A 25,711-nucleotide genomic window follows, 5' to 3' on the forward strand; every position below is an offset into this window, starting at 1 on the left:
ACATGAGCATCGTGGCGGCCGGCCGGACATCGCCGAAGTAGCTGCGCAGGACCGGCCAGCAGGGTTCGAAGTCTTCGCGGTCGGGCAGCAGGTAGCGCACGCGCACCACGTCGGCGATGGTGCACTTCGCCTCGGCCAGTGCGGCTTCGATGTTGCGCAGGCACTGCTCGGCCTGCTCCGCCGCATCGTCGGAGATCGTCATGGTTGCGTAGTCGAACCCGGTCGTGCCGGACACATGCACCCAGTCGCCGTCGACCACAGCACGGGCATAGCCGATCTGCTCTTCAAAGGTCGAGCCGCTGAGGACCGCGCGTCGCTCTGTCATGCGCCGAACGCTAAATGGTCAGCACTAATACGTCTAATAGGGCCGCATGCATTGTCTGATATCTCTAGGCGTATGGAGCGCCCCGAACTTCCCCTACCGCAGCTGCACGCCTTCGTCGTGCTCGCAGAGGAACTTCACTTCGGCCACGCGGCCGCCCGCCTGGGCATCGCCCAGCCGCCGCTGAGCCAGCAGATCCGCCGCCTGGAGGACAAGGTCGGCCACGCGCTGTTCAGCCGCGCCTCAGGGCGTGTCACCCTATCCCCAGCCGGCAGCGAACTGCTGCCCGCCGCCCGGAGGGCACTCACCGACCTCGCGGACGGCCTGGCCGCAGCCCGGGCCGTCGGCAGTGGCCGGGCCGGCTGCCTACGGATCGGCTTCGCCGCCTCCCTCGCCCTGACCATCCTGCCCGGCCTGCTGCGCACCTTCCGTCACCAGTTCCCTGGCGTGCACCTGGACATCCACGAGATGACTACCGCTCCGCAGATCGCCGCCCTGCATGACAAGACCATCGACATCGGTCTACTGCGCGAACCTCCCACCGACGAGACGGAACTCGGCTTCAGGACGGTACTCAGCGAGCCTTTCGTGGCCGTGCTGCCGTCCACCCATCCTCTGGCTACCCAACGGACCGTGCAACTTGCGCAGTTGGCGGACTCGCCCTTCGTGCTGCTGCCCCGCACGGTCGGCCCGCCACTGCACGACCAGATCATCGGCCTGTGCACGGCAGCAGGGTTCACACCGCAGGTAGTCCAGCACGCGGTGGAATGGCAAACCGTGTGCGCCCTCGTGGAAACCGGTCTGGGCGTCTCCCTGGCCCCGGCGAGCATCCGGCGCATCCGCCTCAAAGGCGTCGCCTTCCGGAGGATCGAACCCGGCACCGACCGCACACGAGTGGCCGTCGCCTGGCGCGAGAACGACCATAATCCCCTCGTCACGGGCCTGCTGGCGACCATCAGCCAAGATCCGCCGGACAGGCCCTAGGCCCGCGCGGCCGCGAAGAAGGCCGGCGGAAGGCCGAAGGTGATGCGTGACAACGGAGACGTCCGCAAGGGCGCCCGCGTCGCGGGCGACGTCTGCGCCGTCTTCGAGCGGGCCGCGGGGTGGGATGCGGCTGACGTACAGTCGGGCTGGACCGTGCCCCGGTCCGAGCCGCGGCGGCGGGTCGGGCACCGGAAAGGTGCCCGACCCGGACCCTTGCGGTTGCGCCGAGCCGATCTGCTGGACCTGAACGACTGCACACTCGGCAGTGCGCAGGGCGTGGCACCGGGCGGGTGGATCCGGGGGCCCGTTGGTTCGGGTCACCCGGATCCGCCTCGGCTGTGGGGGCAGGTGGTGGGGCTGTTACTTCGGGGCGACGAGCGAGTGTTCGGTGCCGAAGGTGGCGCCGGTGTGTGTGTACATGGTGGTCTCGCCGTCGGACCAGCGGACGACGAGGTCGTCCGGCCAGCCGTTGGAGTCGTAGCTGCCCGCTGTCATCACCGAGTCGTGGGACCAGATGCTGCCGGCCGGGGCCATGTGGACCTCCTTGCCGACGCCGCCGGGGCCGGTCTCCTGGAACTGGGAGACCCTTCCGTCGGACCAGCGCACCAGGGCGTCCCAGTTGTTGCCGCCGGTGAAGTCGCCCGCGGTCACCAGGGTGGCGTCCTTCCAGGCGCTCTTCGGCTTCGCCAACTGGTGTTCGGTGCCGAAGCCCTTGTCGCCGACGGCGGTGTAGTCGGTGACCTCGCCGTCGCTCCAGCGCACCAGCAGGTCGCTGACGTACTTCGCGGTTCCGAAGCTGCCGCCGGTGATCTGGTCGGCGTGGCTCCAGATGGATCCGGCGCCGGCCAGTTCGATCCCGCCGTCCATGCCCTTGGTGCCGACATCGGGGAGGAGCCTGACCTCGCCGGAATTGAACACCACCAGCAGGTCCGAGCCGTTGCCGCCAGAGAAGTCCCCACCGGTGAAGGACTTGACGTCCTGCCAGACGCCGTGGGGTGCGGCCAGCCGACGCTCGCCGGTGAAGCCGCCGTTGCCGTCACCGGTGTACAGGGTTACCTCACCGTCGGTCCAGACCACGATCAGGTCGCCCTTGCCGTCGCCGGTGTACTCGCCCGAGGCCAGCAGCTTGGCATGGGACCAGGTCTCACCGCCGCCCATGGAGTACGGCAGCGGCGGCTGGTCGTAAGTGGTGCCGTGGGACACGTGCTGGTCGTTCTTCGCCTCGTCGTACAGGCGGAAGAACCAGTCGCCGTGCATGGGGCTGTACGTGAGCCAGTCCACGTTCGCGTCGTTGCCGCCGCCGTTGTACCCGCCGACGTTGCCGATGATCTCACCGGTGCCCTTCGCCCAGTCCACCTGGGAGAACCAGGGACCGCCGGAGACACCGCTCCACATGCCGCGGCACTTGGCCTGGATCTGGTAGAAGCCGGGGAGCGCCTCCGTCTGCGTGAGGCACCGCACGGGATGGTCCTCGGGGTCGTGGCTGGAGGGATAGCCCAGCATCGTGACCTTGTTCAGGTAACCCGGCGTGCGCACCAGCTTGTTCGCGCCCACCACGTCCTGCGCCTGCTTGCCGCTCTTTGAGGGCTCGAGCCGGCCGAAGGAGAAGTCCAGGTCTGAGATGGGCTTCTTGGTGTTGTGCACGTACCGGTTGTCGGTGAACCACTTGGAGATCCGGTAGAACCCGAACGTCTGCTTGTCCAGCGTGTACTCGGCGGCGTACTGGGGGACGAAGACGGCCTTGCCACCGTCGCAGTGCCCGGCGGTCAGGATCAGATTGTGCCCGGGGCTCTCCACCACGCTGGCGGTGCACTTGTGCGCGTGCATCCGGTCGGTGGTCGGATCCGTGTCGTAGGTGAAGATCGTCCCGACGGACGGCAGGCCGAGGATGTGCTCCGCCGTCGGCATGTCGGCCGCCACCGAGGGACCGGCCGGGGCCGCCCGCCGCACACGGGCCTTGGCGCTCGGGTCCGCCTGCTGCGCGGACAGTGCCGGGTCGGTGGCCGAGGCCATGCGTTCAGGCGTCCAGAAGCGGATGGCGTCCGCGTCCGACCAGTCGTCGTCGCCGGTCTTCGGCTCCGTGGAACCGCCCGCGCTCGCCGACGGCGAGGCCGAGGGCTCCCCCGTTCCGTTCGGGGTCGAGGGGCCGGCAGATGCAGAGGGCGCGGGTTCAACGGACGGTCCGGCTGACGTTCCAGCGGACGGCACCGTGGTCGCAGACAGGTGGGGCGCCGGTGTGACGTCCTGAACCTGGGCCTGGGCCTGGGCGAGGCTTCCCCCTCCCGTCAGGAGCAGAGCAGTTCCGGCCGCGAGGACCACGAGGCGCGATATTCGTCTGTGTGAGGTATGCAAGGAATGCTTTCTGAGTCGTGGGACAACTGAACCGCCTCCGGGCCGGAAACGGCCAGAAGGAGCGAAGGAAGAGCGAGGAAAGACGGGGACGGTCTGCGGCTGCCGGTTTGCCTCTACGCGGAGGGCTCGGCCTTGCGTGAGCGTTGGCGCCGCACCGTGAACACTCCGCCGGAGGCGAGGGCCAGTCCCGCGGCTGCGACGCCACCGGCGACCGCCCAGGAAGGGCCGCCGTCCTTGACGGGCTGGCCGGCGATCGTGACGTGCTGTGTCGTGGTCTGCTGCCCATGGTGGCTGACCACGGTCACGGTGTAGCGGCCGTCGGGTACATCGCCTCGCAGTCGTGCGTGGCCCGCGTAGACCGTGCCGGCGTCGTCGCATTTGCAGCCGGGGTTGTCCGGGCTGTTGGTCTTGATGGTCAACGGTCCCTTGAAGATGGGCGACGTGACGGTCAGGGAGTTCTCCCCCGGTGCGGCCCGCAGGTCGGTGAGGACCACCCGGACGTCACCGCCCGGCCGGAGGGAGGCCGGCGTGCCGCTGCCGGGGAACGCGTCCCGGGGACCGATGACGAACCGGTCGATCTGCGCCGAGTTCTCGGCCGCGACCTTGAGTGTGGCCGTCGCGACGATACGGCCGTGGCTGGTCGCGGTGACCGGATAGGCGCCCGGGCGCAGACCCGAACGGATGCGATGCTCTGAGCCCTCCGCGTCCACCTGCACCGACTGCGTCGACCCCTTCTTCAGGGGAGTCAGGGTGATCGGCTCCTGCAGGGCCGGGGAGGTGACCTTGACCTTGTCCCATCCCGGTGGCATTCCCTCGAGGCTGAACCAGAGGTCGTCACCGGCTTCCAGGGCGAGGTTCTGAGCCACGTGGTACTCCAGGCGGACGCCCGGAGACGGGCTCACACCCTCGGCGGCCGACACCCCCGCCGCCCCTCCCAGCAAGGGCACCACGGCAAGACCGGCGACGCCCACGGCCCGAACTGCACTGCGGAACAACGGTTCCCCCTTGGTCGGCGATGGCTGGGCCGGTTCGACCGCGTCCATCTGTCGACCAGGAAGAGGACAGAAGCGGGCAGTTGGTTGCCGACGACCAGCGCCTGTGGTGCTTTCCTGCCCGGCGCTGGCGGGGTGTTCGTCGTCCGGTGCGCATTCGGGAGGGAAGAACGGGGCCTGTGCTGCTGGGCCGTCGGGGGCGGCGGCCGCGGGGACGGACGTCTCGCCTCGCGCCGCACCGCCGACGATGTCGGGGTCCTCGGCCGGCTGCACGAGTGTCTCGTACAGGCTGTCGAAGGGCGGCTCCATGCAGACCGCCCAGGGACTCGGCGAAGTGCCTGGGGCAGGGGCTCAGGGCGATGGCGTGGTCCAGAACCGGGAACATGCCCCACTCGTCGATCCGTTGCTGCAGCGCGGCCAGGGCCGGAGTGTCCGGCAGGAGCAGCCCGTGCAGCACGTACAGCGCGTAGAAGCAGCACAGGCCGACCAGCACCGTCCGTGCCCCCACCAGCTCCTCATCACTGGCCCGCTTCACCGGTCCCACCATGTACGTTGCTGCTGGAGCAACCCCAGTCCACCGGGGGCCCCTCGCCGCGCTCCGCCGCTCCGAGCGCCTGCTCCCAGTCCTCGACCGTCAGCCCGAACACGCCGCATGCGGCGAACGCCTCGGCCGGCGCGTCCACCCCGACCTCCTGTGCTCCCAAGCCGAACGCGGTCCCGCGCGCGGGCCGCGGGCGCGGCTCCTGAGGGTGCGGCTCCATACTGTCGGCGATGTCGTTTTCCAACCTGTACGCCGTCGCCTGCCTCCGCCGCGCTGCGCAGCCGCGCCATCCGGTTGCCCCGGCCCGCGCCCTCTTCGTCGCCGGTTCGCCGCTGGCTACTTACGCCCGCCCACCCTCCAAGCCCGCGCCCCGCCCGAATCCGGCCGTTCTCCCGCGGCCGTCGGCCGCCGCCCGTGTCGGCCACGCCTGGGCCGTGGGCGGCCGCCGTGTCGGCGTCGTGCCCGTGCCGGGCCGGCTGCCGCCCGCCGGAGGCTGCCATGCTCCGCCCGGCTGGCCGTCGTCCGGCCGCGCCGCCCGAGCCGGAGGGCCATCATGACCAGGAGCGGGGCGAGCTTCGGAGGCCTGTTCCGCTGCCGTACTGGCAAATCTCCGTCGGATTGAGCAGTGAGTCGCTCAACAGGTCTCTCGGTAGAGCAGTTCAGGGATCAACGATTGCCAATCCGCTGTACGCATGCCACCGCTTGAACGGCGGGAGATGGATTCGACGATGGACTCGGGGGAGTACGTCAGGGCGGTCACGGACCCAGGCTCATTGCTTCCCGTAGTGCTGGTGGTCCCGGTGAAGGTGCTCAACCGCCGTTTCTGAGCCCGGTCCCAGACCGTTACCCAGCCGGCGTCGTCACCGGTTGCCACACGGTCGCTGCTCGGAGGGCCGGGGGCGACGGCGGCCGATGCCGGTTGTACCTCGAGGTACCGGCACCCTGCGTTCCGTATCCAGGTGCACTTCCCGGATGCCATGGCGGTGCAGCGGATACCGGTATACCGGTATACCGGTGTGCTGAGGTCTGCGGCTCTCCACACACGCATGGTGTTGTCGTCCGCCGTCCCTTTTCGCTGAGGGGGTTCTCGTCGCACCGTTGAGCCTGTGCCCGGCCACGACGGACCGGGCCGCGGCCGGAGACTGGCTGCACCCGGCGTGGGGCGCGGCGGGCGTGGAAGGCGTGATCGTGAAGGGCCGGGCCCAGGCGTACCGGCCCGGACGTCGTGGCTGGATCAAGGTGCGGGCCAGGACCACGGCGGAGGGCCTGATCGTCGCCGTCACGGGGACCGTCCAGGAGCCGAACACTTTGCTGCTGGGCCGTTACGACACGGCGGCCCGGCTCCGCCTGGTCGCCCGCACCGCGCCCCCATCACCCCGCGCCAGGTCCGTGGTCCGGCCGGTCCCGACCGGCCGGGGCAGCCGTACCGTGCCGCCGTCGAGGGGCATGTAGTGTGCTGCGCGCTCCGTGCCGGGTTGCCCGCCACTGCCGCCGCTCGGCCTCTGTCCGGTCCCCGCCGCGTCGACGGGTCTCGCTGCCCGGCCGTCGCGTCCGTCTGGCCGCCGCCGGGCGGCCGTGCCGGGCCGCGCGCTCCGTCAGACTGTCTCCGGCCCGGCGCCCGCCGCTGCCCGTCCGGCCCGGCCTTGCCTCACAGACTCTGCGGTCCTCGCCGTCCCGGGCGGTCTTCCGGCCTGCGGTCTCGGGCGCTGCCTTCTCGTCCGCATTGTCTCTACCCGTGCCCGGCCTGTGCCCGGCCTGTGCCCGGCCTGTGCCCGGCCTGTGCCCGGCCTGTGCCCGGCCTGTGCCCGGCCCGTGCCCGGCCGTCGGCGGTTCTGTCGTCGGGTTGCAGGGGGAGGCTCCCGCCGGGTCGTCCCGCTGCTTCCCGTGCGGTGCCTGTCTCGCGTCTCCGACTGGCCGTGCCCCGCCGGACCCCGCGGTTCGCTGGCCAGCAGGGGGGAGAGGTGGCCCGTCCGGGCAGCGTGCGAGGGGCCTCGGGCGGGCTCCGGTTCGTATGGTGCCCGTTGGAAGATGCCGGAAGGCGGCGACAGGCCGGGCACGGCTCAGGCCGGCGCGGCCCTGGTGGTCAGGCGACGTGGGTTTCCAGACGGCGGGCGAAGTCTTCGAGGGCGGCGAAGTCGTCGTCGCGCAGTCCGCACCGGGGATCGACATGCCGCAAGAGCGCAGGGGCATGGTGGTGTGCCGCGACGAAAGCCCGGTCTGGCTCGCCGAGGTCGTCGTCGACCCACGCGAAGGGGCGACCGCTCGCGTTTTCCAACTGGTCTGTGGGTGTTCGTGTCCCTCGTTTGGGTGCCCTCTACCGGCGCCCCGTGCCGGTTAACCGACTGTCTCCGTTCTCTTCGGTACGTGTAGGAGATCGGTTGGGGAGGCAGGGGTGGCACGTAGTCGAGTGGTCCTCGGGGACTTGCGGGTGCAGGTGCTGGAGAGGGCTGGCGGTGGCAGGTCGTACACGGTCGTGTGGCCGGACTGCACGGTCGACGCGGAGGCGGACTCGTATCTGCGGCCGTTCGAAGGGTCGGGGTCGCAGAAGACGTACGCCTACTCCTTGGTGGATCATCTGCGGTGGCGGATCCGGGAGGGGCTGAGCACCGAGACGATCACGATGCGTGACCTGCACCGTTATATGGGGGCGGTGGGTGCCCAGGTGCCGATGCCGTACGGACAGCCGTGGCGGGTGCCTCCTCAGCGTCCGTACGGTGCCTCGGCTCTCCAGGTCGCGGCGGCATGCCTCAAGGGCTTCTACCTCAATGCGTGCGCAAGCAAGGGTGTGAACGGTGAGCTGAGGGAGGCCCTGGCGGTCACTCGGCTGCCGACGAGGGTTGACCGGGACCGGGCTCTGCTGGGGCACGTGAAGACGTCGATGACGGCCAACCCATTGGCTCCGAAGCGGCCGCCGCGTCGTCGGCACCCGAAGATGCTGCCTGAGGGGGCGAAGGTGGATTTGCGGGGCGTGATGAACACGGCCCGCGACGAGATGGTCCTGCAGTGGCTGTCGGACACGAGCCTGCGACCGGGCGGGCTGGCTGGGCTTCACCTGATGGACCTGCACCTGCGGGAGAACGCGGCCTGCGGCGAATGCAAGGGCCCTCACCTGCATGTCTGTCATCGCTGGGGCAACCCGAACCGGGCCGCCGCGAAGATCAAGCCGGAGTGGAAGGTGGCCGACGGGGTGATCACTGGCGGGGAGATCTACCGCGCCAGCCCCGCCATGATCAGCAGCTACTTCAAGTACATGACGACGGAGTACGCGAAGTACGCCACGGGGCACGGGATGCTGCTGATCCAGCTGACGGGCCCGAACCGTGGAGAGCCCTGGAGCGCGGATGCCGCCCGGGGGATGCTGCGGCGAGCTGGCCGAAGGGCCGGGTTGCCGGGGAGGATCACGCCCAAGGCGTTTCGCCACCAGATCACCAACGACGTGCTGGACGTCACGAACGGCGACTCGATGGTGGCCAAGGCCGTCGGGAACTGGGCGTCGGCCAGGATGGTCGATGAGGTCTATGGCCATCCCGACCTGCACTCGCCCGAGTTCACGGCTGCGCTTCAGGCGGTCTGGGGTGAGGACGAATGACGCACCCTGCACCGGCACTGCGGGCCTTGCCGGTCATCGTTCCCGGGCAGGACGGACGCACCACGCGGGACCGGCTGGAGCTCCTTACCGCCTTGATGGACGCCCCGTCCTTCGACCCGCTGTTCCGCCCGGACGTCATCAAGGTTCCCGGAGACCATCCTGTCTACGGATGGATCTGCGGTGTTCCGGAGTGCCAACGAGGACGGGAGGCCACGGCCGACTTCTGTTTCAACCACGATGTCGAGTGGCGGGACCTGAAGCGGGAAGGCCGGGGACTGGACGCCTTCCTCAAGAACGCCCGGCCTTTGCCGGCCGTGTCGTGGCACGACCCGCCGGACTGTCTGATCTGTCCGGGGATTCCGGCGGCCAGCTCGATCGGGTTGTGCAAGCTGCACGTGGACCGCTGGTATCAGCACCGTCTGCGGCAGCAGCGGCAGGGACAACTGGCCGATCTCAACGTGTGGTTGGCGTCGGAGTCCGCGTTCGTGCCGTTCGGCCAGTGCCGGGTCGATGTCTGTCCCGACCAGGCCGTAAGCCCTCTGGGGCTGTGCAGTCGGCACCGATACCGCTACAAGAGCGAGGGGCAGCCCGGCGGCGCCGATCTCCCCAAGAACTGGGGCAGATGGCTGGCCGACCTCGGCAAGCCCGTCCCGGTGACCTACACCGACGAAGCCCGATTCCGGCGGTGGTGCACGGAGACCGGCCCGATCGCGCGGATGAACGGCTGCCTGAGCCTGCTTCGTCTGCGTCCGCTGGTGAAGCGCGAGATCCAGTGGTCAATGTTCCAGCACACGCAGATGCCCGTGGAAGGCAACCCATGGCCCGTCCAGTGGCTCCAGCACGTCGCGGAGGATTGCCGACGGCAGGGGGTCGGCTCTCTGGCCGATCTCGACCTCGGACGCTGCCGACAGGTCTCACGCAAGATCGTGAAGACGATGCTGCGCTACCTGCGCCTGATCTACTTCACCCGGCAGGACACCAAGGACGCGGGCTTCATCGACCTGGGGCACTTCGGCGTCCGGATCGAGGAATGCGACGGCCTCTTCGACCTCGGCGGCATCTCGCAGCGCTGGCTGCGTGACCTGCTCTGGGAGTCTCTGGCAGACCGACTGGTCAAGGCTCCTCCCCGCAGCCGGAACCCCCTCGAGACGAGACGGCGCGGATGCATGGAACTGAGTGCCTACCTTGAGGCCCAGGCGCCGGCGGGCGGACACGACCCCACGCTGCTGACCGCAGACCACATGATCGACTTCCTCACCGACCAGCGCCACCGCGCCGGACACGGACTGCCCTCGCTCGCCTTCCCCACCCAAAGAGGCGGCCAAAAGCCGACCAGGATGACGAAGATGTCCGTCGGCCAGCTCCTCAATGGCCTTCGCCAGCTCCTGCGAGAGGCACTCGAGTCGGGCGAGGCCGAACGCACCGGACTACACCGCGCGTTCATCGTCGCGCTGCCCGCCAGCGGCATCAAATCCGGGCGCCGGCGTCCCTTCCCCGACGACGTCGCCCGCGCCCTCGCCCGCCCCGACAACCTGGCCCGCCTGGCGACCGGCGATCCCGGCGACAGGGGCCTGCAGGATGCCTGGGAGATGCTCGTCTTCACCGGCAGGCGCTGCAAGGAAGTCCTCAACGCCCGCTTGAACTGCATCAGCCGCCACAACGGAGTCCCGCTGTTCTGGCACGACCAGACGAAGGTCGGCAACCTCGACGCCGCGATCCGCATCCCCGAACGCCTCTACCAGACCATCGAGCGACGGCAGGCCACCACGATCGCCCGGTTCGTCCAGCGGCAGGGGCGCGAGCCAAGCGTCGAGGAGAGGTCACAGATCGCACTCTTCCCGCGGCGGACCGCCAACCGTGAGTGCCTGAAGGGCGTGAGCTACGGATGGTTCCACCGCCTCTTCCGCGCGTGGGTGATCACCCTCGACATCGGACACTGCGTCCCGCACCAGACACGGCACACCCTGGCCACCCAGCTCCTGCGCAACGGTGCGGACCTCACGCACGTCAAGCGCTACCTCGGCCAGGTGTCCGAGCGCATGGCCGAGCACTACGTCCACCTCGCCCACACCGACCCCCGCCTCAACGACGCCCTGAACGCCATCTGGGTCGCCGGTCCGGGCGCCGCCGAACCAGGGTCCTTGCTGACCACCGGCGAGCCGATGACCAGGGAAGAGGCCGAAGCCATGCTGGTCGATCTCACCCGCAAGTCGACACCGGCCGAAGGAGGCTTCTGCACCTTCCAGCCCGTCGTCGACGGCAACGCCTGCCCCTGGAAGCTCAACTGCCACAACTGCGACAAGTTCGTCATGACCGGCGCCGACCTCGTCTACTGGCACCGCAAGCGAGAGCAGTGGCGGATGCTCGCCGAGCGGGCCCCGGACAGCGCGACCGCCGACTACCTGCACGAGGCCTTCGAGCCCACCGCCCGGGCAATCACCGGCCTGGAAAGAGCTCTGGAAGCCGTCGGCCTCCTGGAGGAAGCACTTGCACTCGATCTGCGGCGGCCTCAGGACTACTTCGGCCGCGTCTGGAGCACCGCGTTCCGGGCCCAGGAACTTGCCCGCGAAGACAGCGGGGCAGCCGCATGAGCTCCGGGCCCGAATCCACCAGGGCCGCTGTCGCCGCCCGCCGACAGCAGACCCAGGACAAGCTCGCCCGGGTCGAGAAGGCCATCGGCCAGCTCCGCCGCGAACGCGGACGCCTGACCGTCCGGGCTGTCGCCGAACGAGCCGGGGTATCTGCCACGTTCCTCTACGAGAACACAGACGCTCGCGCCCTTGTGAAGTCCGCCGTCACTGACAGCCGCAGCCGACACGACCGACTCGGGCAGGAACAGCACGACCAGATCGAGGCGTCCTGGCGGGAGCGGGCCCTGAACGCTGAGGCCGAGCTGACCCGCACCCAGAAGGAGGTCTTCGCCCAGCGCCAGCGGATCGGCGAACTGATGGGCCAGCTCCGCGACTTCGACCGGATGGTCCCCGGCGAGTCCGTCCAGCAGCTGACCACCGAGAACACCACCCTCAAACACCGCGTCCACCAGCTCACCCAGGAACACCGCAAGCTCCAGGAGCGGCTCGAAGGCGCCCGCTCCAACCTCCGATTCGCCGAGAAACGCATCGCCGACCTCGAAGCCCAACTCCTCGAACAAGGCCCGTCATGACCGACCAGCCATCCGCCTAACCGATCCACCTCGACCCCTGTGACTTTTCGCGGCAGCGGTCACCGGATTCCAGCCGCGGGCTGGCATCCCTCGGCGAGCCGTTCGCGATAGTCGTCACCATCTGGTCGAGGCAGTTGTCACCGACTCAGATGCCTTGGTGATCGGTCAGGCTCCTTATCGCTTACGCAGTCCCTTGCCGCGCTACCTGGGCGTCAGCAAGCAAAACTCGTTGCCATCGGGATCGGCCATCGCCACCCGGCCAGCCTCGCCCTGGCCGGTGTCGATTCGATTCGCCCCGAGGGAGAGCAGACGCTCGACCTCTGCCTGCAGGCCACCGCGGGCAGGTGGAGCGAGGTCAAAATGCAGCCGGTTCCTGCCCGTCTTCGGCGCCACCGGCGGACCGCCCCACGTGAACTTCGGACCGCCGTGCGGCGAGCGGATCGCGGTCTCCTGGTCCTGATCCCAGACCAACGGCCACCCCAGCGTTTCGTTCCAGAAGTACCCGACCTCCTGCGAACCGTCGCAGGCCAGCGCTCCGATGAAGCCGCAGTCCGCAAGGAATTTGTTGCCCGGCTCGATGACGCAGAACTCGTTGCCCTCAGGGTCGGCGAGTACCACGTGCCCGTCCTCCGGGCGTTGGCCGACGTCGATGTGCTGTCCGCCGAGCGCCAGCGCCCTCGCCACCGTCTGCTGCTGATCCCCCAGGGATGTACTCGTCAGATCGAAGTGCATCCGGTTCTGTCCGATCTTCTGCTCCTGGCTCGGAGTAAACCGGATTCGGAACCCGGTGTCATCACGGGGCAACAGCGCGACGCCGTCGTGGAGATCGTCGGCCAGTTCCCAACCCAGAACCCCGGACCAGAACTGCGCCAGGCGCAGCGGTTGGCTCGCGCCGAAGCAGACCGCGAACAGTTGAGAAGTCATGGCCCCGTGCATCTCCGATCCACTGACCGACCACTGTCGGCAAGGCACTTCGGCCCCGTGAGCGGAAGCCTAAGGAGAGGCCGGGATCACCCGCAGTCGATTTTTCACGCAGCCACGGCGAGCAGCAGGGCATGCAACATCGCGACCACGACCAGGTCGCCGTGCTCGCACGGCTCTTGCGCGAAGTCGAGCGATTGTTTCAACGAATGCGTCAGCGGCGTCGAAGACGCCCCGGCCGCACGCTTCGCCCTCAACCCCGCCAACGAGGCACTCAGCGCAGCTCTGTGCTTACACATGGACACCGCCGAAAACGTGTTGCCGCCGAACCCACCGCGTCACGGACACCTACGCGACGCATCTGCCCAGTTCATAGCCCACCTGGCCAAACCGAGAGTCGGTAAACTCGCGTGGGCGAGGAGATGCCGGGTCTTCCAGAACGTGCCGTCCGGGCCCGCCTCCGGCTCCGAGGGCCATTGCACAACGGGGAGTTCGGGCAGGCCGAGCACGGGGGTGATGAAGGTGTTCGCCTCTGCCCCCCACGTGGTCGCCCACACCACGTCGAAGCTTGCGCCCAGTTCTCGCAGCCTTCTGCCGTGGTCCGGGTTGAGCCACACGCGCAGCGGCTTCACGTAGGCCGGGGGCTTGCCGCGGTGCTGGGCGACCCATCCCTCGGGCTTCATGCGATGGGTCGAGTAGCCGTGGGGCCGCCGCTCCGGCTTCGCGGCGTACGGATTCAGCGGGCCGTCGACATCGAGGTAGAGAAGGGGCCTCTCCACCACGTCCTCCTTCTGGCAGCCGAGTGGAGTGCGAGCGTAGCGTGCGCTGTCTGCGCACCGCTTGCGGTGTGTGCCGGTGAGCGAGGGACGGGACGCCCCGCTCGCCCGGCCGCTGGCGCCGCGCCACCTCGCCGCCCGTCCGGTTCGCGGCCGTCCGCTGTCGCGGGGCCGCGCCCGGGTCTGCGGCCCCTGCCGTCGGCCGTCCTGTCGTCGGGCCGGCGGGGGTAGCCCCCCGTCCGTCGACCCCGCCGTCCGCGCCCTGCTGCCCGCTCCCGCCTCGGCCGCCGCCCGGCCTCTGTCCCGCTCCCGCCGCGCGTCGCCGCGCCCTCCCCGCCGCCCGTCCCCGGCGAGGGACTTCGATCCGTCGACCCATCCGCCGTGGCGTGCGGTCTCGATGAGGTCTTTGCCGGCCTGTTTGGCGGCGGTGGCGAGGCCGCGGCGCAGGCTGTGTCCGCTCCAGCGGGGCGGGAGGTCGGGTAGCAGCTCGGTGGGGGCGGTCAGGTGGGCACCACTGGGTGCTGGACGCGGTCGGCGGCGCGGTGGTGATCGCGGCGGGCTTCGGACGGTCGTACCTGTTCCAGGGGCCGCGCGCCCGACTGGTCGCGCGGCCGGCGGCCGAGACCAGCCGGGAGCCGGTGAAGACGCGGCGCCCGGCTGATCACTACGGCCGACGGGCCAGCCGCTCCTGGAGCCGGACATGCCGGAACTCGTACGCGGGCCCGCTCGCCCGCAGCAGACCGCGCCGGTGCGCGTCGTCCAGGAAGGTCATCAGGCGTAGGGGGGTGCCCTCGCGGACGGAGAGTTGTACGGCGGTGAGGGCGGTGGCGACGGCCGCGTTGCTGAGTACGCCAGCTATGAGGGCGTGGCCGCTGCCTATGGCCACGCCGAGGGCGAGACCGAATCCCGCTCCGTTCGACATCGCCGCCAGCCCCCCGGCGTACAGGCCCACGGCACCGCCGGCCAGCAGTCCGAGGGGGAACAGCATTCGCGTGTGATGGCGCCAAACGTCCCTGGGGCCGAGGACCCTCGTCTCGGTCTCCAGCTCCGGGATCATGTCGCGCGCGAAGCGGGCCAACGGGAAGGGTGCCACGATGGTTCTGACCACCAGGTCGGCGGCGCGCCCCCGCAGCAATACGCCGCCGAATCCGTACGGCAGCCCCAGCAGGCAGCACTGCAGCAGGCTCTGCGGATGCCCGGCGAAACGCAGCACGAGCCAGGTCAGACCGGTCACCGTGATCCAGTCGAACAGACCGCCCGTGATCGCCAGGAGGGGCAGGACGTCCCGCCAGCCGGCGCTGGTCAACTGCTTCTCATGGTGGAGCCGGGAGATGCGGATGCCGGCATCGAGAGTGCCCAGGGTCCACCCCATCAGGGCGGCGCCCGCGGCCCAGAGCGGTCCGATCCACGGCGCGAGGGCGAGGACGACGACCGTCAGGTACACCACGGTGACGGCGGTCCCCGTGATCCACGCCCTTGACCGCCGCCCCGGCCAGGACGGAATCCGCCACCAGCGCAGTTCCCTGGTGTCCTCCTCGGTGAGCCGCGCGGCGAGATGCCGCAGCGTCCGTTCGGCCGTCTCGGGGGAGTAGGGGCGGCATCCACGGGGCCGCGGCTTCCTTGTGTAGGCCGCGGCGACCGCGTGATCGAGCAGGTGGTCCCGGACGGCGTCGGGACCGGCCAGGCCGAACAGCTTCTCGACCGGCCCGTCGGGCGCGTAGACCTCCACCAGGAGACTCACCGTCAGGGGATCGGCCAGGGCCCCGGCCACTGCGCTGTCCGGCTCCTCCAGGAGCTGCCGGACAAGCTTCTGCCAGGCCGCAGGAGCCGGGTCGTCCAGCGAGTCGAGCAGGCACGCGGCGGCGTCGGCGGGCCGCACCGGCTTGAGCTCCAGGGCGACGGCACCGGCCGGCAGCTCCCGCCCGGCCGTGTCCGAAGCCTCCTCGGTGCGGGAGACCAGGACGACACGGAACGGCGCGGACTCCAACGCGGCCACCGCTAAGGCCCGTACCTCCTCACCGACCTCGTCGAAACCATCGAGGAACAACGCGATCCGGCCCGTGTCCAGTAACTGGCGGAGGTATCTGTGCCCCTTGTGCTCACGGGACAGCCGCTCGACCGCCCAGTCGACCACGTCCTTCCTCTCGTCGCCCGGTGCCCAGCCGTCCAGCGTCACCAGCACCGGTACCGGGATCCCCGACTTGTACGGCGCCCTCGCTGGGTTCGCGCGGTGGTCCAGCGCAGCCCGGAGCAGCACGACCGCGGCCGACGTCTTGCCGGCCGCAGCGGGCCCGACGATCATCAGGCGCCCCGAGGCCAGGCCGCCGTACACCCGGTGCAGATCGGTCAGGTCGCCGCCCGCACGCAGGCTCTTCTCGGTCACCGGGGCGACCCCGGGCAGCGGCGGGAATCTCCGCGGGCCCCGCTCGGCCATGGCGGCGGCGACCCTGGTCGTGAGCCGGTGCCGGCTCACCTGCCAGTGCACGGGTACCTGGCTCTTGAGCAGTCCCCGGCTGTCCGCCTCCGTATGCCAATGTTTGCCCACAGCGTCAGCCAGCTCGTTGGCGGCCCGGTCCAGCTCGCTCTCGGTGATCGTGACGGTCGTATGGTGGATCTCGGCCTGACTGCCATGGCCGTTCAGGACGACCGCAGGCCTGAAGAAGTTGTTGATCACCCGGCCGTCCCGAAGTTGACCACCGCACGGCTGCGCGCGCCGTTCAGGACCACGGGGGAACCACCGTGGAAGTTGTTGACCACGCCCGCCCCTCCGGAGCCGCAGTCGGTCACAAATTGCCGCGCCAGCGCCCGCGCTTCGGCGGCCACCCGGCCCCGCTCGGCGGGTTCCATGCTCTCCAGCATCTCGGCGAACTCCACCGTCCACCTCCGCGTGTGCTCCGCACGCACCCGCTGCCGCTCGTCATCGTCCGGGGCTGCGTCCAGTGCGGCGACGGTCTCCTCCCAGCTCGCCTGCACCTCGCACTGCCGCTCGGTGTCGCCGCGGCCGAGAAGCCGGGTGAACCTGAGCACGCCGGCGTTGTAGCCGTGGTCCAGCGCCGCCGCGAGCACCGTGGTGCCGCAGAACGCCGCCAGCTCCGGGACATCGTTCAGCCATTCCATGGCCATGTGTAACCCCCCCCATCACATGCGGGTCTCCACCCCGCATTCGAACGAGATGATCTCGCCGGCGTCGATCCCGAGAAATCCCCACTTGTCGACCACGGCATCGACCAGACTAAGCCCACGGCCACTCTCCGCCTTTATGTAGGCGCACTCTGTTACGGAAGTGAGCTGAGTGAAGCTGTCGGACACCTCGGCTCGCACAGGACCGAGCCCCGTGGACCGGGGCAAGCCGGGTTCCAGGATGCACATCCTGTCGGACGCGAACGGACTGCCCCTCCTCGTCGGCGTCTCGGCCGGCAACACCCACGACAGCGAAGGACCGAAGCCGGTGGTGGAAGGTCACCAAACGAGACATGACCCCCACCGCGGCCGGCACTTCAAGCCCCGGCGCCTGCACGCGGACAAAGCCTACGACCGCGCCGATCTGCGCAGATGGCTCCGCGGGAAGCGCATCGGAGTGCGGATCGCCGCGGATCGCCCGCAAAGGCATCGATTCCAGCGAACGATTGGGGCGCCGCCGTTGGGTCATCGAGCGGACCATCTCCTGGCTGTCCGGCTACCGCCGACTCAGCCCCCGCTACGAACGCAATCCCCGTAACTACCTGGCCTTTCTCGACCTCGCCGCCGCCCGGTGCTGCTACAACCGACTCGTCCGCCTCACCACATTGGACACGGTGTTAAGGCAGCAAACGTTGATCGTGTGCCACGTTGATCGATCGGACGTCTCGCCGAGCGGCTACCTGCATATGCCGCAGCAGTGATGGCTGTCGTGTTGGCGGGAAGGAGGGTCCGTAACCCAGGGAGGCTGATGATGGCGCGGGATCGGATGGTGCTGGCGGAGGTGCTGGCTGCGGCGGAGAACGCGGCGCCGGTGGATTCCCTCGATGTCGTGGCGCGGAATCTGCATGACCGGTTCCACGCGCAACACGTGTCGTTCCTGTTCGTCGATATCGTCGGCCGTCGCATGCTGCGGGTCAGCGAGAAGACGGCCGCGCAACCGCAGGGCCGCGCCGAACAGGTTCCCCTGGCCGGAAGCAGCGTCTACGACGAAGTCCTGCGCACCCAGAAGCTCGTGCAGGCACCGAAGGACGGACAGGGGCAGCGGGTGCTCGTCCCGGTCACCAACCGCGGTGACATCATCGGTGTCCTGGAGCTGTCCCTTCCCCAGGGCAGCGAGGACGTGCTGGAGCAAGTCGAAGAGGCCGCGCACGCGCTGGCGTACATCATCGTCACCGACCGCCGTTTCACCGACCTCTACCACTGGGGCAACCGCACCTCCTCGGTCAGTCTGGCCGCGGAGATCCAGCGCCAGCTCCTGCCCTCGGCCCCCTCCTGCGAGGCAGCCGAGTTCGCCCTCGCCGGCGCGCTGGTCCCGGCCTCCGACATCGCCGGCGACACCTACGACTACTCCCTCGACCAGGACACCCTGCACCTGTCCATCACCGACGCCATGGGCCACGACGTCGACGCCTCCCTCATGGCCACCGTCCTGGTCAACGCCTCGCGCGGCGCCCGCCGCGCCGGAGCAGACCTCACCGAGCAGGCCCGCCAGACCCACCAGTCCCTCATCGACCACGGCCGGCGGACCTTCGCCACGGGCCAGCTGGTGCGCATCGCCCTGGACGGTACCGGCGCCCAGCTCGTCAACGCCGGCCATCCCTGGCCGCTACGGCTGCGCGACGGCACGGTCGAGGAACTGCGACTGAGGGTGAACCTGCCCTTCGGCGTCGCCTGGCAAGGCGCCTACCAAGTGCAAGACCTCGACCTGCGCCCCGGCGACCGCCTCGTGCTCTACACCGACGGCATGCAAGAACGCCAAGCGAAATCAATCGACCTGCCCGCCCTCATCGGTGATACCGCCACCGAGCACCCGCGCGAGGCCGTGCGGGCCATGGTCGCGGCGGTCGCCGACGCCTGTGACGGTCACGTGAGAGACGACGCCACCGTCCTGTGCCTTGACTGGCACGGCCCCCATTCCGGAGGTCCGGGTGCGAGCGCCGACGCCTGACCGCGCGTACCTGGAGGTCTCCGCATGCGCCGCTCCGAGCGCCCCATCCGGCCCTCGTCAGCATGATCTCCACCGCTCGACGGCTCACTCCTCCGGTTCAGAAGGGAGCCGGGGGAGTCGCCCGCACCGAGCCCCCTCATCTCCCGGGTGACCCGTGCCTTCAACCAGTGTGGTCGGTCACGAGAGGCTGCCCTGTTCGCAGACCAGTCGGGCGACCTCACGGAGTTTGGTGTTGGTTTCCTGTGAGTAGCGGCGCAGCACGTCGAACGCCTGCTCTTCGGTCAGATGGTGGCCGCCCATGAGGATGCCCATGGCCTCGCCGATGACGTGGCGGGTGGTGACGGCCTGCTCCATCTGGGCGTGGGTGCGGGCGCTGGAGAAAGCGACCGCCGCGTGGGAGGCCAGCAGCAACCCCGCCGTCTCGCTAGCCTCGGTGAATGCGCCAGTTTTGCGGGAGTAGAGGTTCAGTGCGCCGAGGTCTTCGTCCTCGGTGAACAGCACGAAGCCCATCATGCTGCCCACACCGAGCGCGTGAGCCTGTGGGGCGTAGGCGGGCCAGCGCCGCTGCTCGCTGGTGAGGTCGGCGATGCGGTAGACCCGCTCTGTCCGCGTGCTGCGAGCGGCATCGAAGCACGGCCCTTCACGCAGCCGCGCTTGCAGCTCATGACTGCCGATGACCAGCCGGTCGGTGGGGGCAAGTGTCTCCACCTGGTTGCCATGCAGCACCAGGATGCCGGCCGCGTCGCAGCCCTCCACCAGCTCCGTGGCCGATGCCGTGATCCGCTGGAGTGTGGCATCGACTGAATCCTGCGCCAGGAGATCCCGCGCCATCGACGCCATCCCCTGTGCGAAACGCTCCCACTGCACTTGGCCTCCGCGGTCTTGCCTGTCCGGACAGACCGCATACCCAGCTTTGTAAGTGAGCCACATGGCGGATCGGCAACTGATGCTGGCGTCCGAGCAAAGGGCCTGCCTGCCAGTACTGCTGGAGTAATGCGCTCGACTGGCCAGAGTACTGAAAAGGCCAATGTGACGACGCAGCTTTGTTGGGACTGTAAAACGTTCGGTGTAACTCCCGATCACGGAAGATGCATCGATGACCAGCAACAACATGACCGAGGCTGAACCCGTCGCGCCGTCTGAGGCGGTGCCGGCGAAGTCTGTGGACGATCGGCTGATTGACGAGTTGGTGGGCCGGGCTCAGGCCGAAGGCCTCCAGCTGACCGGCGAGGGCGGGCTGCTGCAGCAGCTGACCAAGCGGCTCCTGGAGTCCGCTCTGGAGGGTGAGATCACCGACCACCTCGGCTATGACAAGCACGATCCGGCCGGGAAGAACGGCGGCAACTCGCGTAACGGCACCCGCGCCAAGACCGTCCTTACCGACGTCGGCCCTGTCGGGATAGCCGTGCCCCGCGACCGGGAAGGCAGCTTCGAGCCGAGGATCGTCAAGAAGCGGCAGAAGCGTCTGTCCGGCGTGGACGAGATGGTCATCTCGCTCGCGGCGAAGGGCCTGACGACCGGCGAGGTCCAGGCCCACCTGGCCGAGGTCTATGGAGCCGAGGTGTCCCGCCAGACGATCTCCACGATCACCGACAAGGTCCTCGACGGCATGGCCGAATGGCAGAACCGGCCCCTCGACGCCGTCTTTCGTTATGCCGCCCGCCAGGACTGGGACAAGATCGCGCGTGTCCTCAAGCCCGTCTACACCGCGACAACCGAGGAGGCCGCACTTGATCGGTTCGCCGAGTTCGCCGACGCCTGGGGCAAGAAATACCCGGCGATCGTGCGGCTCTGGGAGAACGCATGGGAGGAGTTCACGCCGTTCCTCCGCTTCGACACCGAGATCCGCCGCATCGTCTGCACCACGAATGCGATCGAGTCCGTCAACGCCAGGATCCGGCGGGCAGTCAAGGCCCGCGGGCACTTCCCCAACGAGCAGGCCGCGTTGAAGTGCGTCTACATGGCCATCATGTCCCTGGACCCCACCGGCAAGGGACAAGCCCGCTGGACCATGCGCTGGAAGACCGCACTCAATGCCTTCGACATCACCTTCGACGGCCGCCTCTCTGCAGCCCGCCAGTAACTCCAACAACCCAGTTACACCGCTCGTTTGACAGACCCGCCACGGGCGGGGCGGGGAGAACATGCGGGAGGCGCCGATGACCTTGCGAACGCGCTGGTTGCTCTGGTCCACGATGTACAGGTCCCCGGAGGGGGCCACGGCCAGCACATAGGGGTTGGAGAGCTGGGCTGTCGAAGTGGGGCCGCCGTCGACGCGGTACCCGCTGATGCCGTTGCCCGCGAGAGTGGCGATGATGCCGTCCGCCGCAACCTTCCGCACCCGGTTGTCCGCTCATGAACGCTGGCGTGCGGTCACCGCACCCCACCTCGTGGCCCTCGTGCGCGCCGGGGCGCGGTTCGAGAAGGGTCATATCGCCGAGCGGCCCGAGGTCGCCGCAGCCTGATAACCCGTCACCCGAGCCACATCCCCGGACCATTGCCTGCTCCACTACCGCACCGGCGCATGTACCGCACCTGCGCATGCGGATCAAAGCAGGCAAGGTCCACCTGAAGGATGACCACGGGCTCCGCCGTCTGACGGAGGTAGAGGCTCCCTGAAGCTGACGCACGTCGGATGGGCGATGCGCAAGGCTGGAGTCCTTGCCGAGGAAGGGGCATCCAGGTGGAACGCTGGGACCGGGTCGGGAAGTTCGCGGGGTACGGGGCGGCCCTGGCGCTATCACCCTATTTGTTGATCAAGGTGGCGTGGGTTGCCGGCTCTCTGCTGGGCCTGGCACCGATCGGGGAGGGCTTCGACCTGGCCGGTTGGGTACTCCTCAACACGGTGACCATCGGCATGGCGGGAATCGGGATCGCCTTGGCGCTCGCTCTGGTCCGGCCTTGGGGCATGCGGATACCCGGGTTCCTGGTGGCCTTCTGCGCCTGGACGGGGGCGGGATTCCTGGTGTCGATCCTGCCATACGCCGTGCTCAGTACGGTGCTCGACGCCGGGCGCGGCACAGCGGCCGACAGCGGGGGCGATGATCCTTCCATGCCCGGCTGGGAAGGCGCGCTGATCCAGTTCAGCTTCATCGGGATGGGATTGGGGCTGGCCCTTGCGGTCCCGGCCTACCTGCGCCGGCGCTGGCCGGAGGCGTTCGCCCGTCAGGTCGGGGAAGGTACCCCCACCGTTCCCACGTGGGCGGCAGCCGTCGCAGGCATCGTCGGTCTTGTCTGGGCGTACTGGGCGGCCGACGGCACCCTCGGAATCGCGAGACCTGCCGAACGGGATATCAACTGGCACCTGCTGACGAGCGTTGGCGCGCTCTGGGCACTCGCCGGCGCCGCCGCCAGCTGGACGCTCGCCCGGAAGGGTCCGGCCTGGGTACCCCATCGGCTCCTGCTGGCGCTCGGCTGGCTGGGGTCGGGCTCGCTCTTCGCCTGGAGCGGCTGGAAACTGCCTCTAACCTTGTTCGTCGCCGTGGCTGACCCCGCCGATGTCAAACTACCGGAGAACCTCGCTGTCGCCACTGTGTTGCACCTCGCCGCTGTCGTGGCGGGGGTAGGCATGGTGAGAACGCTGGTCCGCTCACGCCCACGCACCGCGCCCAGCCCGCCATTCGTGCACGAGTAGCCGGGGAGGCGGTCGGGCCGGATGTGTGGGGAGACCTGCCGGCAGTTGATCTTGGCTGGGAGCGTGTTCGCGTTCCTGGCCAAGGACCGTGGCATGCTGTTCCCGGCGGAGATGTTCGTGGACATGTACCCGTCGGCGAACGGCGGCCGAGCATGCCGCCGCAGATCCTGGCGGCGACGATCACGCTACAGGGCTTGCACTGCTGTTGGCCGCGGCGCTGTCCCGCAGCGTCGCGTGTCACACCTACCTCGGGTATCAGCTCTCGGCTGTGCGCATGGCTCCTCACGGCGCCCGTGAACACACAGCAGGCAGGGCGAAGTGGTGCACATCCATTGCGCCGCGGTGCTTCAGATGCGAGGACGCGGGAAGATCACATCATGCGAACGTGCCCGTCCTCCCGTGGAAATAACTCACTTTTGGTGTGCTTGTAGGGGTGAAGTAAGGGCATGCGGTGGTCAGGAGGTTGATAACGATGGTTCCCCTGCTTCTTGTTCTTCTTCTGGCCCTGATCCTGTTCGGCGCGGGTTTCGCACTGAAGGCGCTGTGGTGGATCGCGGTGATCGTGCTGATCGTGTGGCTGCTGGGCTTCGTCGTCCGGTCCGCGGACGGCGCAGGCCGCAAGGGTCGCTGGTATCGCTGGTAGCACACGCCCTCAGCGCGCAGCGTGAAGGGGCAGTGTCGTAACGGAGGTTGAAGTGGGGCCCGGCCGCAGACGGCCGGGCCCCACTCTCATGCCCCAGGGCACACCCCGCTCAGCCGGCGGGGATGGATGGGGCGTATCGGGCGCACCGCAGGGTACGTGTGGGATGCACCGGCCCCGCAGAAGCAGCAGTGGAACCCTGCGCCTCCTGAAACTGCGGGGCCGATGCATGCACCAGCGCAGAGACGGCCGACGCCCTGCTGCGCCCAGGGTGATGACAGTGGCGGGCGGCGGCCTGACGGCGTTTTCCCCAGGCCGATCAATGTGGGTGGTGCGGGTCGGCTCATGGACGAGGTAGCAGAGCGTCCTTGCGGTGGGACAAGCTGCGGTGGACCCCGTCTCCCCAGAACAGTTGGTGCCGGGCAACAGCAGGTGGCGCCACTGCTGTCGGCCTGACGGCCCGGCCTCACTTCAGGTGCCGGGCGAAGAACCGGGCCGCGTCGTCCACGTGGACCGCTTCGAGCATGCGCGGCCTTCGCCGGTAGGGAGTCACACCGGGTCCGGCAGGTCCATGAGCGCGAGTTTGGCCGGGTCGACCACGGCGGTGATCTCGGTGATGTGGCCGTCGGCGGCAGTGAAGGCCAGGAGGGAAAGCGGGGTGCCATCCTCGCTCCAGGAGATGACGCCGGGGCGGCCGTTGACGGTCGCCGCATGTCCTCGTGCCGCACTGCCGGCCAATCGTGCGCGGATGGCGACTTCGGTGGCCCCGAGCGTGACGAACGTGCCGTTCGGGGTGTGGACGGGAGCGATGCCACGACCCCTTCCGGGCCGACCTCCCCGACGTCGAGGATCGCTATATCGTCAAGGAACTCGAGCTCCGGAGGGACTTTCCCTTGCTGCAGGTCCTGGATGCAATTCGTAACATGTCGCAACATTCCTTGCTTGATTCCGAGCCGATTGTGACTCTGGCGCCCACTGCATCCCTCTCGGAGAGAGACGGACTTGATGACGCCGATTGGCGGGAGCCGGAATCAGAATCGGTGTCTCTATCGCCTGCTCCACTGAGCGAATAACAGAGCTTGATTCAGAGTCGGATCCCAGCCTGACCCTCAGCGCTGGCCGCAATCAAGTAACTTGCAGTAGAGATGACGGGTCTTCGAACTCAACCGTGCCCGGTGGGCACGGTCTGCTGTCAGGGTCTTGACGGGTGCAGAACGCCCGTGACGCTCTGTGATTCTTCGAGTGGCGACGCTTGAAGGATCACGTGAAGGGCCACGGGCTTGTCCAACGATACGACGCGGCTGGTCGGGGTGGAGGTGGTCGGCGTCGAGGTTGGCGCCGACGCCGATGCTGGCCCTGGTCACCTGCGATGAGCAGGCCCGATGCTGTCCCGACTGTGGGGTGCGGTCCGGGCGGCCGCACTCCTGGGTACGCAACCGTCCGCGGGACCTGCCCGTGGCCGGGCGACGAACCGGTCTGACCTGGACCAAGCGCCGATGGCGGTGCGTCAACGAGCAGTGCCGACGCAAGGCGTTCACCGAGGCGCTGCCGTCGATCCCACCGCGGTCGCGGTTGACGTCGCGGCTGCGTACCTCGGTCGGGGAAGCGGTCGCCGACCGCGGACGGACGGTGGTGCAGGCCGCGCGCGACTTCGAGGTGTCGTGGCCGGTGGCGAACACCGCGTTCACGGCCGCGGCCGAGGCTGCGCTGCCGAAGGACACGCCGCCGGTGACGCACCTGGGGATCGACGAGACCCGACGCGGGAAGGCGAAGTTCCGCCTGGTCGAGGCGCCCGACGGCGGTGAGATCTGGGAGGTCGTCGCCGACCGGTGGCATGTCGGGCTGGTTGACCTGGTCGGCGGTGCCGGGCTGCTGGGGCAGGTCGAGGGCCGCACCGCGGCGAGTGTGTCGGCGTGGATCGGCGCCCAGACTCGCCAGTGGCGGGCCGGGGTCCAGGTGGTCGCGATCGACATGGGCACCGTGTTCAAAGCCGCGGTGCGCGACTCGCTGCCGCACGTCAGCACGTGGTGGCCGCAGATCCTCGCCGCGATCACGACCGGCGTCACCAACTCCGCCTCCGAAGGGATCTACAGGGCGATCAAAACCGACGCCGTTCATCTTTACGCGAACGCGTTGGAGTATCGCCGAACCCTGATCGGGAGATGCATAAAGGATTCATATAAAGCTGCTATGCTTCAGCCATGAGTCGCCGAGACGCCGCGCACGGCGCTTCCGATGCCATCGGGTCAGCCCTCTACGGTCTGGCCACCAGGGCCGTGAGACGCCTTCCCCGCGACATGAGCCTGACGTCCGCCGCCACCTTGGCCACCCTGGACAAGACCGGCCCGCGACGGATCACCGATCTGGCGGTGGCCGAGGGCGTCACCCAGCCCGCGATGACCGTCCTGGTCCGGGTGATGGAGGAATCCGGGCTGGTCGAGCGGAAGGGCGATCCGTCCGACAAGCGGGTCACGCTGGTGTGCCTGACCGAGGCCGGCGCGTCGTACGTCCGGACGCGACGCCAGGCGGGCGTCGACGCGTACGCACGGTTGATCGACGAACTCACCGGTGACGAGGTCAGGGCCTTGGCAGCAGCCCTTCCGGCGCTGCTGCATCTGGCGGAGCTCGAAAGCCACGCCCGGGAGGAGTCGGACCGGTGACCGAGGCCC

The 25,711-nt window shown here is 68.9% G+C and carries 21 protein-coding genes and 4 pseudogenes; 13 read left to right on the forward strand and 12 right to left on the reverse strand.

Annotation, left to right across the window (positions count from 1 at the left end; all coding sequences use genetic code 11):
* Positions 1 to 10: 10 nt before the first annotated feature.
* Positions 11 to 325: pseudogene (locus D9753_RS38530) on the reverse strand (RidA family protein); the annotation flags it as partial.
* A gap of 72 nt (positions 326 to 397) precedes the next feature.
* Between D9753_RS38530 and D9753_RS35510 the strand changes: the two are divergent.
* Entirely contained in the window at positions 398 to 1,306 is a 909-nt protein-coding gene (locus tag D9753_RS35510; RefSeq protein WP_121790725.1) for a LysR family transcriptional regulator, read from the forward strand.
* Between the two features lie 360 nt (positions 1,307 to 1,666).
* On the opposite strand, the gene D9753_RS35515 is transcribed toward D9753_RS35510, so the two are convergent.
* The 3 genes from D9753_RS35515 to D9753_RS35530 form a co-directional block, all read right to left on the reverse strand.
* On the reverse strand, positions 1,667 to 3,319 hold the full coding sequence (locus tag D9753_RS35515) for a trypsin-like serine peptidase (protein WP_240468389.1): 1,653 nt from the start codon (positions 3,317 to 3,319) through the stop codon (positions 1,667 to 1,669).
* Between the two features lie 452 nt (positions 3,320 to 3,771).
* A complete protein-coding gene (locus D9753_RS35525; RefSeq protein ID WP_240468390.1) occupies positions 3,772 to 4,959 on the reverse strand; it encodes a hypothetical protein in 1,188 nt (395 codons plus the stop codon).
* A gap of 209 nt (positions 4,960 to 5,168) precedes the next feature.
* Complete coding sequence (locus D9753_RS35530) at positions 5,169 to 5,354, reverse strand: hypothetical protein (RefSeq protein ID WP_163010888.1); 186 nt, start codon at positions 5,352 to 5,354, stop codon at positions 5,169 to 5,171.
* 935 nt (positions 5,355 to 6,289) lie between these two features.
* Here D9753_RS35530 and D9753_RS35535 point away from each other — a divergent pair.
* Positions 6,290 to 6,643, forward strand: a complete 354-nt coding sequence (locus D9753_RS35535; protein ID WP_121790729.1) for a hypothetical protein — start codon at positions 6,290 to 6,292, stop codon at positions 6,641 to 6,643.
* 631 nt (positions 6,644 to 7,274) lie between these two features.
* On the opposite strand, the pseudogene D9753_RS35540 reads toward D9753_RS35535, so the two are convergent.
* A pseudogene (locus D9753_RS35540) lies at positions 7,275 to 7,466 on the reverse strand (hypothetical protein); the annotation flags it as partial.
* A gap of 153 nt (positions 7,467 to 7,619) precedes the next feature.
* On the opposite strand from D9753_RS35540, the gene D9753_RS35545 reads away from it, so the two are divergent.
* From D9753_RS35545 to D9753_RS35555, 3 genes are read left to right on the forward strand one after another with little or no spacing between them, the layout of a single operon-like run.
* Positions 7,620 to 8,780: a site-specific integrase gene (locus D9753_RS35545; protein ID WP_240468391.1), complete on the forward strand. Its 1,161-nt coding sequence runs from the start codon at positions 7,620 to 7,622 to the stop codon at positions 8,778 to 8,780.
* Complete coding sequence (locus D9753_RS35550; RefSeq protein ID WP_240468392.1) at positions 8,777 to 11,371, forward strand: tyrosine-type recombinase/integrase; 2,595 nt, start codon at positions 8,777 to 8,779, stop codon at positions 11,369 to 11,371. The genes D9753_RS35545 and D9753_RS35550 overlap by 4 nt, the downstream gene beginning before the upstream one ends.
* Positions 11,368 to 11,943, forward strand: coding sequence for a DUF6262 family protein (locus D9753_RS35555; protein ID WP_121790731.1), 576 nt, complete (start codon positions 11,368 to 11,370; stop codon positions 11,941 to 11,943). Before D9753_RS35550 ends, D9753_RS35555 begins: the two co-directional genes overlap by 4 nt.
* A gap of 201 nt (positions 11,944 to 12,144) precedes the next feature.
* On the opposite strand, the gene D9753_RS35560 is transcribed toward D9753_RS35555, so the two are convergent.
* The 5 genes and pseudogenes from D9753_RS35560 to D9753_RS37285 form a co-directional block, all read right to left on the reverse strand.
* Positions 12,145 to 12,867 (reverse strand): VOC family protein, encoded by a 723-nt coding sequence (locus D9753_RS35560; RefSeq protein ID WP_121791464.1) that lies wholly within the window; start codon positions 12,865 to 12,867, stop codon positions 12,145 to 12,147.
* A gap of 401 nt (positions 12,868 to 13,268) precedes the next feature.
* Positions 13,269 to 13,643: pseudogene (locus D9753_RS35565) on the reverse strand (hypothetical protein); the annotation flags it as partial.
* Positions 13,644 to 14,304: 661 nt separating this feature from the next.
* Positions 14,305 to 16,314, reverse strand: coding sequence for an NACHT domain-containing protein (locus D9753_RS35570; RefSeq protein ID WP_121790732.1), 2,010 nt, complete (start codon positions 16,312 to 16,314; stop codon positions 14,305 to 14,307).
* Positions 16,311 to 16,757, reverse strand: a complete 447-nt coding sequence (locus D9753_RS35575; protein WP_163010889.1) for a hypothetical protein — start codon at positions 16,755 to 16,757, stop codon at positions 16,311 to 16,313. The genes D9753_RS35570 and D9753_RS35575 overlap by 4 nt, the downstream gene beginning before the upstream one ends.
* Before the next feature lie 21 nt (positions 16,758 to 16,778).
* On the reverse strand, positions 16,779 to 16,949 hold the full coding sequence (locus D9753_RS37285; protein WP_205614459.1) for an ATP-binding protein: 171 nt from the start codon (positions 16,947 to 16,949) through the stop codon (positions 16,779 to 16,781).
* A 7-nt stretch (positions 16,950 to 16,956) separates the two neighbouring features.
* On the opposite strand from D9753_RS37285, the pseudogene D9753_RS35580 reads away from it, so the two are divergent.
* Positions 16,957 to 17,425, forward strand: a pseudogene (locus D9753_RS35580) (IS5 family transposase); the annotation flags it as partial.
* A gap of 146 nt (positions 17,426 to 17,571) precedes the next feature.
* Positions 17,572 to 18,768, forward strand: coding sequence for a PP2C family protein-serine/threonine phosphatase (locus D9753_RS35585; RefSeq protein WP_121791465.1), 1,197 nt, complete (start codon positions 17,572 to 17,574; stop codon positions 18,766 to 18,768).
* 177 nt (positions 18,769 to 18,945) lie between these two features.
* On the opposite strand, the gene D9753_RS35590 is transcribed toward D9753_RS35585, so the two are convergent.
* A complete protein-coding gene (locus D9753_RS35590; RefSeq protein ID WP_240468393.1) occupies positions 18,946 to 19,635 on the reverse strand; it encodes a GAF and ANTAR domain-containing protein in 690 nt (229 codons plus the stop codon).
* Positions 19,636 to 19,879: 244 nt separating this feature from the next.
* Between D9753_RS35590 and D9753_RS35595 the strand changes: the two genes are divergently transcribed.
* The 4 genes from D9753_RS35595 (at position 19,880) to D9753_RS35615 (ending at position 23,045) form a co-directional block, all read left to right on the forward strand.
* Positions 19,880 to 20,851, forward strand: a complete 972-nt coding sequence (locus tag D9753_RS35595) for a transposase (protein WP_394346823.1) — start codon at positions 19,880 to 19,882, stop codon at positions 20,849 to 20,851.
* A gap of 232 nt (positions 20,852 to 21,083) precedes the next feature.
* A complete protein-coding gene (locus D9753_RS35600) occupies positions 21,084 to 21,233 on the forward strand; it encodes a hypothetical protein (RefSeq protein ID WP_163010556.1) in 150 nt (49 codons plus the stop codon).
* Between the two features lie 218 nt (positions 21,234 to 21,451).
* Positions 21,452 to 22,402 (forward strand): hypothetical protein, encoded by a 951-nt coding sequence (locus D9753_RS35605; RefSeq protein ID WP_121790736.1) that lies wholly within the window; start codon positions 21,452 to 21,454, stop codon positions 22,400 to 22,402.
* 472 nt (positions 22,403 to 22,874) lie between these two features.
* Positions 22,875 to 23,045: a hydrophobic protein gene (locus tag D9753_RS35615; RefSeq protein ID WP_121790737.1), complete on the forward strand. Its 171-nt coding sequence runs from the start codon at positions 22,875 to 22,877 to the stop codon at positions 23,043 to 23,045.
* Positions 23,046 to 23,591: 546 nt separating this feature from the next.
* Here the strand turns inward: D9753_RS35615 and D9753_RS35620 are convergent.
* Entirely contained in the window at positions 23,592 to 23,780 is a 189-nt protein-coding gene (locus D9753_RS35620; protein ID WP_240468394.1) for a hypothetical protein, read from the reverse strand.
* Positions 23,781 to 24,389: 609 nt separating this feature from the next.
* Here D9753_RS35620 and D9753_RS35625 point away from each other — a divergent pair.
* Together D9753_RS35625 and D9753_RS35630 are read left to right on the forward strand one after the other, a co-directional pair.
* The gene (locus tag D9753_RS35625; protein WP_121790738.1) at positions 24,390 to 25,247 is read left to right on the forward strand and encodes a transposase family protein; all 858 of its coding nucleotides are present in this window, start codon (positions 24,390 to 24,392) and stop codon (positions 25,245 to 25,247) included.
* On the forward strand, positions 25,244 to 25,702 hold the full coding sequence (locus D9753_RS35630) for a MarR family winged helix-turn-helix transcriptional regulator (RefSeq protein WP_240468396.1): 459 nt from the start codon (positions 25,244 to 25,246) through the stop codon (positions 25,700 to 25,702). Before D9753_RS35625 ends, D9753_RS35630 begins: the two co-directional genes overlap by 4 nt.
* Positions 25,703 to 25,711 lie beyond the last annotated feature (9 nt).

It is taken from the genome of Streptomyces dangxiongensis (assembly GCF_003675325.1).
GTDB lineage: Bacteria > Actinomycetota > Actinomycetes > Streptomycetales > Streptomycetaceae > Streptomyces > Streptomyces dangxiongensis.

What these genes read in the sequence shown, in the direction of transcription:
- D9753_RS35600 (WP_163010556.1), top strand. Translation starts at nt 21,084, where the DNA reads ATGCCGTCCGCCGCAACCTTCCGCACCCGGTTGTCCGCTCATGAACGC.
- D9753_RS35630 (WP_240468396.1), top strand. Translation starts at nt 25,244, where the DNA reads ATGAGTCGCCGAGACGCCGCGCACGGCGCTTCCGATGCCATCGGGTCA.
- D9753_RS35625 (WP_121790738.1), top strand. Translation starts at nt 24,390, where the DNA reads ATGCTGGCCCTGGTCACCTGCGATGAGCAGGCCCGATGCTGTCCCGAC.
- D9753_RS35595 (WP_394346823.1), top strand. Translation starts at nt 19,880, where the DNA reads ATGACCGAGGCTGAACCCGTCGCGCCGTCTGAGGCGGTGCCGGCGAAG.
- D9753_RS35615 (WP_121790737.1), top strand. Translation starts at nt 22,875, where the DNA reads ATGGTTCCCCTGCTTCTTGTTCTTCTTCTGGCCCTGATCCTGTTCGGC.
- D9753_RS35575 (WP_163010889.1), bottom strand. Translation starts at nt 16,757, where the DNA reads ATGGAATGGCTGAACGATGTCCCGGAGCTGGCGGCGTTCTGCGGCACC.
- D9753_RS35525 (WP_240468390.1), bottom strand. Translation starts at nt 4,959, where the DNA reads ATGGAGCCGCCCTTCGACAGCCTGTACGAGACACTCGTGCAGCCGGCC.
- D9753_RS35555 (WP_121790731.1), top strand. Translation starts at nt 11,368, where the DNA reads ATGAGCTCCGGGCCCGAATCCACCAGGGCCGCTGTCGCCGCCCGCCGA.
- D9753_RS35510 (WP_121790725.1), top strand. Translation starts at nt 398, where the DNA reads ATGGAGCGCCCCGAACTTCCCCTACCGCAGCTGCACGCCTTCGTCGTG.
- D9753_RS35560 (WP_121791464.1), bottom strand. Translation starts at nt 12,867, where the DNA reads ATGACTTCTCAACTGTTCGCGGTCTGCTTCGGCGCGAGCCAACCGCTG.
- D9753_RS35550 (WP_240468392.1), top strand. Translation starts at nt 8,777, where the DNA reads ATGACGCACCCTGCACCGGCACTGCGGGCCTTGCCGGTCATCGTTCCC.
- D9753_RS35585 (WP_121791465.1), top strand. Translation starts at nt 17,572, where the DNA reads ATGGCGCGGGATCGGATGGTGCTGGCGGAGGTGCTGGCTGCGGCGGAG.
- D9753_RS35515 (WP_240468389.1), bottom strand. Translation starts at nt 3,319, where the DNA reads ATGGCCTCGGCCACCGACCCGGCACTGTCCGCGCAGCAGGCGGACCCG.